Origin of the sequence: Bradyrhizobium sp. BR2003, from assembly GCF_009720285.1 — a bacterium.
Classification (GTDB): domain Bacteria; phylum Pseudomonadota; class Alphaproteobacteria; order Rhizobiales; family Xanthobacteraceae; genus Bradyrhizobium; species Bradyrhizobium elkanii.
Map to the genome: position 1 here is coordinate 210,577 of NZ_SMYJ01000019.1, position 14,395 is coordinate 224,971.

The window sequence follows — 14,395 nt, forward strand, 5'->3', positions numbered from 1 at the left end:
CGCGCAAACGCGTTGTGCGTTCGTCGCGAGGGAAAACCGGTTCCCACGTTTCCGGATCATGCGCTTAGGTGCCTGATGCGGCGCGGTCGATGAAGAGACTTCCCTTCGTCACGATCTGCTCGCCCGGCTTGAGGTTGCCGGCGACCTCGACGAGGTCGCCATTGATGAGGCCAGGCTTGATCTGGCGCAGTTCGATGGTCTTGTCGTCGGGCCTCGCGACCCAGACCCGAACCTGGTCACCCTCGTAGATCAGCGCCTGCTTCGGCACGCCGACCGCCGGATGATCGCCCTTCGAATACAGCGTCACATTGGCGAACATCTCGGGCTTCAGCCGCTTGTCGGCGTTGTCGATGGTGGCGCGGACCAGGAGCCGGCGCGAGGTCGCATCGATCGCCGCGGCGACATAGTTGACCCTCGCGTTCAGCACCTTGCCCGGCAGCGCCATCACGCTGAAGGTGAGGTCCTGCCCGACCGCGACGCTGTCGGCGTCGGATTCGCGGACGAAGGCGATCAGCCAGACCGTCGACAGATCGCCGATCACGTAGACCGGGTCGCTGGCGCCGGTCGAGACATACTGGCCCGGACCGGCCTTGCGCTGAACCACGGTGCCGCCGATCGGCGCGAACACCGTCGTCTCCGGATTGAGGCGGCCCTTCTGTCGCAGCGTCGTGATGTCGTCGTCGCTGAAGCCGAGGATGCGCAGCTTGTTCTGCGCCGCTTCCAAAAGCGTCTGCGCCGAACGCGCATCGTTCTGCGCCTGCACCAGCGCCGCCTGCGCCTGCTGATAATCCTTCAGTGGGATCGCCTTGCCCTCGGACAGATCCTTGGCGCGCTTCTCCTGGATCTGCGCCAGGTCGAGCGCCGACTGCGCCTTGTTGAGGCCGGTCATCGCCGCGACGTAATCGTTCTGCGCCTGCACGGTGTCGGCCGCCTCGATCACGAACAGCGGCTGGCCCTTCACCACGGCATCGCCCGGCCGCACCATAAGGCGGGTGACGCGCCCGGTGTAGGGCGAGTAGACCGGGGTGGAGCGGTCCTCATCGATGCCGATCTTGCCCTCGGTCACCAGCTCGGAGCGGAAGGTGCGCTCGCTCACGGTCTGGAAGGTCAGGCTGGCCCACTCGGCCGCCGACGGCGCATAGCGCGCGCCGCCCTTGCGGGACTGGCTGGAGACTTCCGAAGATGTCTGCTTTTCCGTGCCGAAACGCGTGTAGCCATAGGCACCCGCGCAGGCAACCGCCAGCAGCGCCGCGGCCACGACCAGGCGCGGGCGGCTAAAGCTCTGCATTCTCTTGGTAAACTCTTTCACCATGCGGTCCGCGGGGTCGATCGTTGCTGCGTCCGGCGGGACAGCCCCAGCGGTGCGCTAATAGTGCTGAATTGGCGTATCAAACAACCTAAAAATCGCCCTTCGGCGATGCCAGTCGTTAAAGTTCGGATAGCCTGAACGGCAGCTGAATGTCTCATCCGGGAAACTCCGGGGGAGGAAACTCCGGAGCGGGAAACTCCGGAGGAAGGCTGCCGAGCGGCATGGCCGGACGGGACCAATGGGCCGGGGTCCGCGACAGAACCGCCGCGTGGCGGACCGAGTTCAGCGTGCCAAAGCCGGACGGCAGCCGTTCGATGAAGGGCTGCACCGCATCCGCTTTCAGGTCCTCGGTCGCAAGACCTCCCTCGAGGCGGCCGAGATTCCACAGCCAGCGCCCGGTCTGCGCCAGCGATACCCGGACGTGCCAGCTGCCGCCTTCGCGGGCCTGGCGGGCCTTCGCCATCATGGCGCCGAACGCCATGAAATATCCGGTGGCGTGGTCGAGCATCTGGGCCGGCAATTCCTTCGGCCCATCGGTGCCGGCCGCCCGTCCTTCGGCGTGATTGAAGCCGGTCGAGGTCTGCACCAGCGAGTCGAAGCCGCGGCGCTCAGCCCACGGTCCGGCATGACCATAGGCCGACAGCGTCACGTAGACGATCCCGGGATTGATCCGCGCCGCTTCCTCCGGCGAGAAGCCGAGCCGCGCAATGGCCTGCGGACGATAGCCCTGCGAGAGAATATCGGCCTGCGCCACGAGACCCTGCATCACGCCCCGCCCCTGCTCGCTCCGCAGCTCGAGGAAGCTCGTGAGCTTGCCGCGGCCGGTGTCGATGGTGAGCCAGGGGATATCAGGCAGATCTGGACCGGAGATCAGCAGCACGTCGGCACCATGCGCCGCGAGCGTGCGGCCGGCGACGGGACCGGCGATCACGCGCGACAGATCGAGCACACGGATGCCGGCCAGCGGCCGGTTGCCGGCGGGCCACGGCTTCGGCGCGGCCTCGCCGATCTTCTCGATCGAGATCAGCGGCAGCTTTGCCAGTTCTTTGGCATGCGGCGTCGCCGACCACTCGTCGTGCGAGCGCATCAAGGCGACGACGCCGCCGGCGGCGTAGGCCGCGGTCTCGAACGCCTCGCCGTCCCATCGCAGCAGCGCGGCTTGGACCTCGTCACGTTCGGCGTTGCAGCCCAGCACCTTGCAGACGGCATCGCGATGATGCGGGAAATTGGTGTGCAGGCGGACGAAGCGATTGTCTTTGACACGATAGACGCCGGCGATCTTGTCCCAGGCCGGCGGCGGCGGCTTGTCGTCGACGCGCAAATAGCGCTCGCTGCGGCATTCGACGACGGCATGGCGAATGTCGACCGCGACCTCTTGCTGCTCGCCGCTGCGGGCCTTCCAGATCTCGGCCGCCGCGAGGCCGGCCGCTGCGATCGGCGCCTGCGCTGCGGCTGCGACCCGAAACGACGACGGCAGCTGCGGCTCGCTGCCGGTCAGCGCGACCGCATCGAGCGCGGCCGGCGCGCCGCCGGCGACGGTCCAGACATCGGAAAGGATTTCACGAATGTCCTGCATGCGCATACCCGTTTGCGATTATTCTATGCCCGAGCATGATGACAAAAAGGCGGTGCCCGATCCCAACTGTCATTTTCCAGCCCTGCCTATTTCTAGCTCTGCCTGACCCACACAGGAGTTGCAATGGCTGCCATCGATCCTCTCACCGCCGGCGCTGTCTTCCTCGCGACCGCAGCGACCGACGCGGTCTATGTCATGTTCACCTCGGCGGTCGTGGCACGCAAGCGCGTGCCGGCGGCGACCTGGAGCAGCGTCTGGTATGTGCTCTCCTCCTATGCGGTGATCAGCTACACCGAAAACTGGCTCTACGTCGCCTTCGCCGCCCTCGGCTCGTGGGTCGGCGCTTACGCTTCGATCACCTTCCTGCATCGCCCGCCCGGCGGACCGCCGGTCGGCGCCGCAGTGGAGTAGCATGCAGCGGCTGAGGAAGTCATCCGTCGTCGATGCAACATGGGCCCGTTCGACAGGGAGCAGTTGTAAGCTGCGTGTCAGCATTGGCGTGTAGGCTGCACGTTCGCATTCTCGCGACATAATTCGATGATCTGATTGGATGGACAATGGCGCGTTCGCGCCGCATCCACCATCCCGCTTGCTGCTTCGAGACGGCCGCTGCGCGGCCTCCTCAGCATGACGGTGACAGACATGGGCTGACGATCTCCTCAATCGTCATCCTGGCCTGGTGCGCAATTGCGCACGGGGGCCAGGCCCCATAGCCACCGCGCTTGATGATGAACGCGATCGTGGCTCCAGCCTCGCGCAACAATTGAGATTTGGGGTAATGGGTCCTGGCTTTTCGCCAGGACGACGGCGGTGGACGGTCCTCGATTCATGATGACAAACACGCGGTGTCATCACCCGCGCATAGACGTGACTGCTTGAACTGAGAAGTCGCGGCGTACTGGATCGCCCGGTCGAGTGCCGGGCGATGACGGCTGTGATGGGGATACGGCTTCGCAGTCTCGCGACATCATTTGCCCGAGCTTTGCTCTTCGTTTCGCCACTCTGAATTCAGAGGGCGCAGGGAAAGCCGGGTGCCGATCGCACCCATGGGCCCCGAGCAATGGGTAGAAAGCTCGGGGGTAGGACCACAGGTGTAACCGGATACAACCCGGCTTTCCCTGCGCGATGGGTTACGGCTTATACGTGCTCTCCCCGGCGAGACTGGGCTTTGTTGTCACCGTCTCCACAACGCGCATCGCGCAATGTGAAAAGACACCTGCCGTTAGGGCGTCAGGCCTGCACGATTTCGCCGTCCGCCTCATGCGCACTCGTCAGTTGCGCACGCAGCGTCCACCGCATCTCGACCCACGTTCGTGACGACCGCGAAGCGCCCCTCGTGTCGGGTGAGACGGGCATATTGAACATCTGAGTTGGGTCTGCCGTCAAGTTAAATTCCGAAAAGCCGAAGAAAATATTCGAAGGTTTGGCGATGCTGCAATGGCCTCGCCGCGCAGTGGGGACATAGCTGGCTCAGGGGCTGCCGCCATCGCGCGACGACTAATGGAAATCGCGGGACGGCGGCAGGATGCGGACGTTGCGCGGGTGGCGGATCTTTTGCGGCGAGTTGTCGCCGTGATCGCGCCTGTCGTCGTTGAGCGGCTCGATCAGCGCGGGGCCCGCCGGCACCGGATGCTTGCGGCTCAAGGATTCATTGGCGAGGCCGATCAGATCGTGGGAGCGATCGGTCATGCGCTGCGCCACCAGATGCGTCACGCCCTCCGGGCTGCTCTGGATATAGCCCTCGACCAGGATCAGGCGCGCGCCCATCACCTCCTTGCGGTACTGCTCCATCACCTTCGGCCATACCACGATGTTGGCGATGCCGGTCTCGTCCTCCAGCGTCATGAACACGACGCCCTTGGCGCTGCCCGGTCGCTGCCGCACCAGCACGACGCCGGCGCAACTGACGCGGCGACGGTCGTTGCTCAGGTTGATGGTGTGACAGGCGACGACGCGCTCTCTGGTGAACATCTCGCGCAGGAATTCCATCGGATGGCCCTTCAGCGACAGGCGGATGGTCTGATAGTCGGCGACCACCTGCTCGGGGCGCGGCATCTCCGGCAGCGGCTTGGCGCCCTCATCCGGCTGCTCGCGCGCGGTGGCGGCCTCAAACAGCGGCAGCGGCACGTCGTCAGGCAGCCGCCGCACCGCCCACAGCGCCTCGCGGCGGTCGAGCCCGAGCGAGCGGAACGCATCGGCGTCGGCGAGCAGGATCAACGCGCGCTTGGGCAGGCCGGTGTCGCGGGCGAAGTCTTCCAGCGAAGTGAACGGCCGCCGGTTGCGCGCGGCGACGATGCGGTCGGCCCAGTCTTTCTCAACCCCGTCCAAGGCCGCGCGGGAGGTGGGCGGGTTCCCTCCCCCCTTGCGGGGGAGGGTTAGGGAGAGGGGTAAGCCGCACGGGCGGTGGTCGTGGCTTACCCCTCTCTCCAACTCTCCCCCGCAAGGGGGGAGAGAGCCCTTCCATTCGTGCCTCCCTGACTCATGTACGTTTATGCTTCGCGCGCCCACGATGCGCAATTGCGCATCCCGGAATGACGATTGTAACTGTTTCAACCTTTCCTCATCCTCATCGAGCCAGTGAAACCCGTCGATCTGGCGGAAGCCGAGTCGCACCGCGCAATGATCGCCGACCTTCTCCTCCAGCGTGTTCTGCGCAAAGCTGTAGGAGACATCGACCTCGCGCACCGTGACGCCGTTCTTGCGGGCGTCGCCGACGATCTGGGCTGGGGCATAGAAGCCCATCGGCTGCGAGTTGAGCAGGCCGCAACAGAACGCATCGGGATGATGGTGCTTCAACCATGAGGAGATGTAGACGAGCTGGGCGAAGCTCGCGGCGTGGCTTTCCGGGAAGCCGTAACTGCCGAAGCCCTTGATCTGGTCGAAGCAGCTCCGGGCGAAGTCCGGATCGTAGCCGCGCGCCACCATGTTGCCGACCAGCTTCTCCTCATAGCTGCCGATGGTGCCGAGATTGCGGAAGGTCGCCATCGAGCGGCGCAGGCCATTGGCTTCCTCGGAGGTGAACTTTGCCGCCTCGATCGCGATCCGCATCGCCTGCTCCTGGAACAGCGGCACGCCGAGCGTCTTGTGCAGCACGTTGTAAAGCTCATCCGGCGGGCCGTGCTCGGGCGCGGGCGATGGGTAACTTTCCTTCTCCTGTTTATTCCGCCGCCTGAGATAGGGATGCACCATGTCGCCCTGGATCGGACCGGGGCGCACGATCGCGACCTCGATGACGAGATCGTAGAAGGTGCGCGGCCTCAAGCGCGGCAGCATGTTCATCTGGGCGCGGCTCTCGACCTGGAATACGCCGAGCGACTCCCCGCGGCACAGCATGTCGTAGACTTCTTCTTCGTCCTGCGGGACGGTGGCAAGCTCCCGGCGCTCGCCCTTGTGGTCGGCGATCAGGTCGAAACATTTGCGGATGCAGGTCAGCATGCCCAGCGCCAGCACGTCGACCTTCATCATGCTAAGCGCGTCGACGTCGTCCTTGTCCCATTCGATGAAGGTGCGGTCGTCCATCGCGGCGTTGCCGATCGGCACATAGGTGTCGAGCCGGTCCTGGGTCAGCACATAACCGCCGACATGCTGCGAGAGATGGCGCGGAAACTCGATCAGCTCGGTGGCGAGTTCGACCGCGAGGTTGATCATCGCATTTTTGGGATCCAGCCCGGCCTGGCGCACCTGCATGTCGTTGAGGCCCTTGCCCCAGCTGCCCCACACGGTGTCGGCGAGCGCCGCGGTGACGTCCTCGGTCAGCCCGAGCGCCTTGCCGACGTCACGGATCGCGCTGCGCGGGCGATAATGGATCACGGTGGCGATGATCGCGGCACGGTGGCGGCCGTAGCGGCGGTAGACATATTGCATCACCTCCTCGCGCCGCGAATGCTCGAAATCGACGTCGATGTCGGGCGGCTCCAGCCGCTCCTTGGAGATGAAGCGCTCGAACAGCAGATCGACCTTGGTCGGATCGACCGAGGTGACGCCGAGCACGAAGCAGACCGCGGAATTCGCCGCCGAGCCGCGCCCCTGGCACAGGATGTTCTGGCTGCGCGCATAGTGCACGATGTCGTGCACGGTGAGGAAGTAATGCGCGTATTTCAGCTCGGCGATCAGTGCCAGCTCCTTGTTCAGGGTGGTGCGAAGCTTTTCGTCGATCTCGCCGCCGAAATATTTGTCGACGCCGGCCCAGGTCAAATCTTCCAGATGCTGCTGCGCGGTCTTGCCCGGCGGCACCGGCTCGTCGGGATATTGATATTTGAGCTGGTCGAGCGAGAAAGAGATGCGCGCAGCAAAGCGCATGGTTTCCGCGATCGCGTCCGGCAGATCGCGGAACAGCCTGATCATTTCATGCGCCGGCTTGAGATGCCGCTCGGCATTGGCCTCGAGCCTGCGCCCGACCGCCTCGATCGTGGTCTTTTCGCGGATGCAGGTCAGCACATCCTGCAGCGGGCGGCGCGCCGGATGGTGATAGAGCACCTCGTTGGTGGCGATGAGCGGCACGCCGGCATCGGTGGCGAGACCATGCAGCCGCGCGAGGCGGCGCCTGTCGTCGCCGCGATAGAGCAGGCTTGCGGCAAGCCAGACGCCGTCGGCGGCGCTTGCCTTCAGCTTTGCAAGCAGATCGAGCGCGCTTGCTTCCTCAAAACGATGCGGCAGCGCCAGCACCAGGAGCTGGCCCTCGGCGAAGTCGAGGAGGTCGGCGAGCTTCAGATGGCACTCGCCTTTTTCGATCCGCTCGATGCCAGCGCCGCGCTTGCCGCGGGTCAAGAGCTGGCACAGCCGGCCATAGGCGGCGCGATCGCGCGGATAGACCAGGATGTCGGGCGTAGAGTCGATGAAGACGATGCGTGCGCCGATCAAAAGCTTTGGCGGATGGGCGACCTTCTCGCTGTCGAGCTCCTTCCAGGCGCGCACCACGCCGGCCAGCGTGTTGTGATCGGCGAGCCCGATCACGGGAATCCCGAGTTCGCTCGCCTGATGCACATAGGCGCGCGGATCGGAACCGCCGCGCAGGAAGGAGAAATTGCTGGTGATGCCGATCTCGGCATAGTCGGGTGGAGGACTCTTGTTTTGACGCGTTTTCTTCACGCGAACCGGCTCCCACTTCGCTCGAAAACGCTCTGCTTCATGCGAACAGTCCGTGCACGTACCAGTTGGCCGGGACGGGCTTGCCCTCCTCGTCGCGCAGCTCGCTCTCGTAGAGACCGTCGCGAAAGATCCAGAAGCGCTGGCCCTCGGCGTCCTCGACGCGGAAATAATCGCGCGTCAGCGACGCGCCGTCCTGCTTCCACCATTCCATCGCGATGCGCTCGGGGCCCTCGACCCGCACCACGTCGTGCTGCGCGCGCCGCCAGGTGAATTGATGCGGCGGACCGTCGGGCACGGTCGCGAACGGCACCTTGATCGGTTCGGGCCGCTCGAACAGCCTGAGCGGACGCAGCGGCGGCTCGCCCGCAACCCGCTCCGGCCAGGCGGCGGCGCCTGCCCCGGCCAGATGATGCTGCGCCGGCAGCGCCAGCGCCGATCGTTCGGGGATGTGGCTCTCGAGCGGCAGATGTACGACGACGCGTTTGCCGCCGATGCGCGCGGCGATGCGGTCGATCAGCGCCGAGAGCTCGTCATTGTCGTGTATGGTGGCGTCGAGATCGCGCTGCTGCTGCACCACGATCTCGGTCCGCCCTGCGGCGAGGCGAATGAGATCGAAGCCGAAGCCGGGATCGAGCGGATCGTTGAGCGCATCGAGCCGCTCGCGGAACAGGCGGTCGATCATCTCGGGCCGCGTCACCGGGCGCCCGGTCTCGACCATGATCGCGCGCACCGCGCCGTCGGTGCGGAAGAAGCTCGCTTCCAGCTGCCGCGCGCCCTTGCCCTGCTTGTCCATCGCCGCAACCAGCATCTTGGCGAGGCTCGAGAGCGTCAGCGCGATCACGGTGTCGGTCGCGACCGGCTCGGGGAAACGCTTCTCGACGATGTAATCGGGCAGCGGCTTGCGCGGGCTGATCGGGGCATCGCCCTGCCCGAGCGCGTGGCCGAGTAAGGTGGTGAAGGCCGCACCGAACCGCGCCGAGATTTCATGCGGCGCGCGCGAGGCGACATCGCCGATGGTCTTCAAGCCGGCGCGGCGCAGGCCGGTGGTGACAGCGGCATCGGCACCGAGCGCCGACACCGGCAGCGGGCTGACCGCCGCCGCCTCCTCGCCATCGGCGACAATCCTGCCCGAGGCGGTGCGCGTCAGCGTACGCGCCGCGATCGAGGTGCCTGATATCGCCGCACTGACGGCAAAGCCGCGCCGGTTCAGCGCATTGATGACGATCTGCAGCAGCGCCCGTTCGCCGCCGAACAGATGCGCGCAGCCGGTGATGTCGAGGAACAGGCCGTAAGGCGGATCGAGCGCGACCAGCGGCGTGAAGCGGTCGCACCAGTCGGCGATGTCGTTCAGCGTCTTCAGGTCGGCGGCGGGGTCGGCGTCGTAGACCGTGAGCTCCGGACAGATCGCCCGCGCATTGGCGAGCGGCAGCCCGATCGACAGCCCGGCGCGCATCGCGGCCTCGTCGACGGCGTGCAGCAGGATGGCGTTGTGGTCTTTTGCGACCACGACGCTGGGGAGTTCTTTGCTTTTCGTAAGGGACGCATCGGCAGACGGGTTCCCTCCCCCCTTGCGGGGGAGGGCTAGGGAGAGGGGTAAGCCGCATACGCCGGCGTTCGTGGTACCCCTCTCTCCAACTCTCCCCCGCAAGGGGGAAGAGAGCCCTGCCAACGTGCTCACCTCACTTGAAGGTTCATCGACCTCCCGAGCCTCAGCTTGCGAGGCGATGTCCTGCGCGAGCTTGCGCTTGATGCGATCGATGGGCAGGCGTGGCAGCCACAGGCTGAGGATACGCCGACGGTTCACTGAATTGGCACTCATCACATTTCCATTCCATGATCCATCGCCCGACCGGGCCATGACGGTTGCGCACGAGTTCGGCCTCGAATCGCGGCGCGCCCCAGGCGCTTGCGGCATTGCCGGGCGGCGAATGCGCCGCACGCACGATCCAGCGCGTCTCCGCCGTCGAGGGAATCGGCGTAGCCGCGATCCGCAGCACCAGCGCGGTGACGCCGGAGGCTTGCGCGGCCAGGGTCAGTTTGCGGCTGGCGACGAGATCGAGCTGGCGCACATCGCCCCAGATCTCGAGCACGACAGCGCCGAGCGCATCGCAGGCGAGCGCGTCGGCAGCAGTGCGCAGGGCGCCATCGACATCGGCGGCGCGCACCGTGACCAGGAGGCGCGGATCGAGGCCGAGCTCGGCGAGCCCGCGCATCGACAGCGCGCCGTTTTCGCGATCGGAAAAATCCTGCCGCACCCAGACCAGCGGCTTGCGCGCTGATATCCGTCCGGCGAGCCCCGCAATGAAGCCGGTCGCCGCGCCGCCCTGATGGCCGGCCGCGAACACCTCGTGCAGCGCGGCCGGTGCAAGCCCGCCGCGCAGCATCGCGTCCGCGCTCGTGTGGCCGAGCGCGATGCGGTTCGGCATCGCCGCCTCCGATGGCGCCTCGATGCGCGCGATGCTGCCGCGCAGAGACGCAAGCGTACCCGTGCGTGCGCCATTCATTGCGCCGCTCCTTCCCAACCAAAATTTGAGGCCGTCACTGACCAGAACAGTGAACCAGGGACTGGCTCGATTGTTCATGATATGTTCTAATATAAAGCTAACAGGGCCCGCGGAGTCAATCGGATTGGTGGGCTCATCGATTCATCAGTGGAATCAATGGGATTCAGCAGCCGTCGAAGCGGTCGGGCTCCGCACTTCCGCAACTCAGACGCGGAGGGCCCCGGAAATGGCGGCGTGACGGAAACGGAGCAATCGCATGCGCATCATCGTGCTCGACAACGACACCGATTTCGAAGGCTGGCGCAAGGCCGCGCGGCGATTGGCGATCAATGACGTGAAGCCCGCGGAGATCACGTGGACCGTACGCCGCAACGACGAATTGTCGCCGGTATCCTGCGTGAATGAATTGCCTGACGTGCCGCAGGCGCAGTTCAACGTCCCCGCGATATTCGTCGAACTCGCAAAGACCGCGATCCTGTATCGCAATGACGCGCGCTTCGCCCTGCTCTACCGCCTGCTGTGGCGGCTGCGCAGCCATCACGATCTGCTCGGCGCGACTGATGACCCCGACGTCGCCGAGGTCCACGCGATGGCGCGCGCGGTCTATAGCGACATCGACAGGATGCACGCGCATCTGCGCTTCCGCGAGATCGGACGCGAACGGACGGCGCATTACGTCGCCTGGTTCGAGCCCGAACACCGCATCGTCGAGTTCGCCGCACCGTTCTTCGCCGGCCGCTTCGCCGACATGCCGTGGTCGATCCTGACCCCCGACGTCTGCGCCCATTGGGACGGGCACGCGATCTCGATCTCGCCCGGCGTCGCCAAATCCGAGGTGCCGAGCGAGGATCGGCTGGAGGAAGCCTGGCGGCGTCATGACAACGGCCTGTTCAATCCCGCGCGGCTGAAAGTGATGGAGACGCCGCAGGCCTATTGGAGGAACCTGCCCGAGGACTCGATCATTAAGCCTCTGATCGAAGACGCAATGCGCATGACCAGCGGCCCCTTCATCGCACGCAAGGCGGCCGAGCCGCAGAAGCGACAGGATACGCCGATGCCCCGCAAGCAAGCTCAAGGCAAGCAAGCTCAAGACAGGCAAGCTCACGACGCGATTGCGGCCTTGCGCGACGAGGCCGCCGATTGCCGCGCCTGCCCGCTGTGGAAAGACGCAACCCAGACCGTGTTCGGCGAGGGACCGCAGAGCGCAACGCTGATGCTGGTCGGCGAGCAGCCCGGCGACAAGGAAGATCTCGCAGGCCACCCCTTCGTCGGACCGGCCGGCCAGATGCTCGATCGCGCGCTGCAGGAAGCCGGCATCGATCGCCGCAAGGTCTATGTCACTAACGCAGTGAAGCACTTCAAATTCGTGCCGCGCGGCAAGATCCGGCTGCACCAGAAGCCGAGCACACCGGAGATCCGCGCCTGCCGCCAGTGGTACGAGCGCGAGCTCGCCACCATCAGGCCGGACCTTGTGATGGCGCTCGGCGCCACCGCGGCGCAGAGCGTGCTCGGCAAGATCACGCCGATCAACAAGAACCGCGGCCATCTGATCGACCACGACGGAACCAAGGTGCTCGTCACCGTACACCCATCCTATCTGTTGCGGTTGCCGGATGAAAAAGCCAAGGCGCTGGAATATCAGCGCTTTGTCGACGACCTGAAAATCGCCGCACATCAATTGCGCAGATCAGCCGATGCGGCTTGAGTTCCGCAAAACCAGTGGAACCGGAGGAACCACATCGCAACGAGAAATTGTTCTGAACGCAGACAAATACCTACAACCTTTAATTGATCCGTGGTAGGGTAGCATGTTCCGCAGGTATCGGGCGTCATGTTCACGCCATGACGTACCCTGAGGCGGGCGCGCTGCGCGGTTTGCTAGCCCCGATCGTGCGGCGCGCCACCTCATCTCGCAATCCTCCCCCCTCATTCGCGATCCTCGCACGCGCGCGCCGAATTCTCCGGCCGCCAGGCCCCGCCGGATCCCGGTGTGGTGTCATCCGCACATTGCCTCGTCCTGCGAAACGCAGGCCGCAGCCTCCCGTCGCGATCGGCGATCCGTAGTTGCTGGAGATTGCCACGAGGCCGCGAAGCCACGTGCGCGTTCAATGCGTTGCACGAAAATTCGGCTCGATGTCCACCGTCACCGCAAGCCGGCTCATCTCGCGGGGCCGGATTTCAATTGCTTGTCATATGCATCGATCAAAATCGGGCGCATTGGGACAGGAGTTTACCATGAGCGATATGGCGTTACCCGGCTCGATCGAGCCCGCCCTAAAGAAGGGGCCGGACCTCGACAAGGGCTTTCATCCTCTCACCGGGGTTATCTATTTGGGCGTGGTTGCGGCCGCGCTGCTGTTCGTTGCTTACAGCATCTATGCCGATGTCGACGCCACCGGCACGCGCATCACTTCCTTCCTGCCGTATATCCTGCTGTTCGTCGCGCTGCTGATCGCGCTCGGCTTCGAATTCGTCAACGGCTTTCATGACACCGCAAACGCGGTCGCCACCGTGATCTACACCCGCTCGCTGCCGGCCCATGTCGCCGTGGTGTGGTCGGGCATGTTCAACCTGATCGGCGTGCTGCTCTCCAGCGGCGCCGTCGCGTTCGGCATCGTCTCGCTGCTTCCGGTCGAGTTGATCCTGCAGGTCGGCAGCAGTGCCGGCTTTGCCATGGTGTTCGCGCTCTTGATCGCCGCCATCATCTGGAATCTCGGCACCTGGTGGCTCGGCCTGCCGGCTTCGAGCTCGCACACCCTGATCGGTTCGATCATGGGCGTCGGCATCACCAACGCGCTGCTGCGCGGCCGTGACGGCACCTCGGGCGTCGACTGGTCGCAGGCGACCAACATCGCGAAGGCGCTGCTGCTGTCGCCGCTGTTCGGCTTCGCGCTCGCCGCCGGCCTGCTCTACCTCCTCAAGATCGCGCTGCAACGCGCGACGCCGGCGCTGTTCGGCGAACCGGTCGGCGACCAGCCGCCGCCGTGGTGGATCCGCGGCATCCTGATCCTGACCTGCACGCTGGTCAGCTTCTTCCACGGCTCCAACGACGGTCAGAAGGGCATGGGCCTGATCATGCTGATCCTGATCGGCACCGTACCGACCGCCTATGCGCTGAACCGCGCAATGCCCTCGAGCCAGATCGAGCTGTTCACGGCGCACTCAACCGCGGCCAGCAAGGTCATCGAAGGCAAGGCCGCCGGCTACAATGTGATCGGCAATCCGCGCCCGGCCGTGACCAACTATGTCGCGCAGCACCAGATCAACGAAGGCACCTTTCCGTCGCTGGCGGTGCTGGTGCGCGACATCGGCCAGCAGGTTGCCCAGTATGGATCGCTGGCCAAGTTCCCGGCTGACGCGGTCGGCAACACCCGTAACGACATGTACCTGGCGTCCGAGGCGATCCGTTTCCTGATGAAGGACAAGGAAGCCGAGCTGACCGCTGCCGACATCGCCACGCTGAACCAGTACAAGGGCTCGCTCGATGCCGCGACGAAATTCATCCCGAGCTGGGTGAAGTTCGCCGTCGCCATCGCGCTCGGCCTCGGCACCATGGTCGGCTGGAAGCGCATCGTCGTCACCGTCGGCGAGAAGATCGGCAAGACCCACCTGACCTACGCGCAGGGCGCCTGCGCCGAGATCACGGCGGCCGCGACGATCGCAGCGGCCGACGGCTACGGCCTGCCAGTCTCGACCACGCACGTGCTGTCGTCAGGCATCGCGGGCACCATGGCCGCCAACGGCTCCGGCCTGCAATGGGCCACGATCCGCAACATCGCGATGGCCTGGGTGCTGACGCTGCCGGCCGCGATGATCATCTCGGGCGTTCTCTACTACGTGTTCTACCACCTGTTCTGACGCCACATGCTTTCGGCGCGGCAACGCGCCGGACAAAGGCCCGCACTCCGGTGCGGGCCT

Annotated in this window: 8 protein-coding genes; 3 read left to right on the forward strand and 5 right to left on the reverse strand. The window is 65.3% G+C overall.

The window, feature by feature from the left end:
- Positions 1-64 precede the first annotated feature (64 nt).
- Both E2I15_RS14105 and E2I15_RS14110 read right to left on the reverse strand, forming a co-directional pair.
- A complete protein-coding gene (locus tag E2I15_RS14105; protein ID WP_018270630.1) occupies positions 65-1,312 on the reverse strand; it encodes an efflux RND transporter periplasmic adaptor subunit in 1,248 nt (415 codons plus the stop codon).
- A gap of 151 nt (positions 1,313-1,463) precedes the next feature.
- Positions 1,464-2,885, reverse strand: coding sequence for a CoA transferase (locus E2I15_RS14110; RefSeq protein ID WP_137476463.1), 1,422 nt, complete (start codon positions 2,883-2,885; stop codon positions 1,464-1,466).
- Between the two features lie 123 nt (positions 2,886-3,008).
- Here E2I15_RS14110 and E2I15_RS14115 point away from each other — a divergent pair, with 123 nt between their 5' ends.
- Positions 3,009-3,296 carry a hypothetical protein gene (locus E2I15_RS14115; RefSeq protein ID WP_018270628.1) on the forward strand — a complete coding sequence of 96 codons (288 nt, stop codon included), beginning with the start codon at positions 3,009-3,011 and terminating at the stop codon, positions 3,294-3,296.
- 1,086 nt (positions 3,297-4,382) lie between these two features.
- On the opposite strand, the gene E2I15_RS14120 is transcribed toward E2I15_RS14115, so the two are convergent.
- Genes E2I15_RS14120 through E2I15_RS14130 form a run of 3 tightly spaced genes read right to left on the reverse strand, consistent with a single transcriptional unit; the run spans position 4,383 to position 10,477 of the window.
- Complete coding sequence (locus E2I15_RS14120; RefSeq protein WP_137476464.1) at positions 4,383-7,973, reverse strand: error-prone DNA polymerase; 3,591 nt, start codon at positions 7,971-7,973, stop codon at positions 4,383-4,385.
- A 37-nt stretch (positions 7,974-8,010) separates the two neighbouring features.
- Complete coding sequence (locus E2I15_RS14125; RefSeq protein WP_422109807.1) at positions 8,011-9,792, reverse strand: Y-family DNA polymerase; 1,782 nt, start codon at positions 9,790-9,792, stop codon at positions 8,011-8,013.
- On the reverse strand, positions 9,683-10,477 hold the full coding sequence (locus tag E2I15_RS14130) for an ImuA family protein (RefSeq protein WP_137476466.1): 795 nt from the start codon (positions 10,475-10,477) through the stop codon (positions 9,683-9,685). Before E2I15_RS14130 ends, E2I15_RS14125 begins: the two co-directional genes overlap by 110 nt.
- Before the next feature lie 256 nt (positions 10,478-10,733).
- On the opposite strand from E2I15_RS14130, the gene E2I15_RS14135 reads away from it, so the two are divergent.
- A complete protein-coding gene (locus E2I15_RS14135) occupies positions 10,734-12,182 on the forward strand; it encodes a UdgX family uracil-DNA binding protein (protein WP_137476467.1) in 1,449 nt (482 codons plus the stop codon).
- Between the two features lie 530 nt (positions 12,183-12,712).
- Positions 12,713-14,335 (forward strand): inorganic phosphate transporter, encoded by a 1,623-nt coding sequence (locus tag E2I15_RS14140; protein WP_057015669.1) that lies wholly within the window; start codon positions 12,713-12,715, stop codon positions 14,333-14,335.
- The last annotated feature ends 60 nt before the right edge of the window (positions 14,336-14,395 follow it).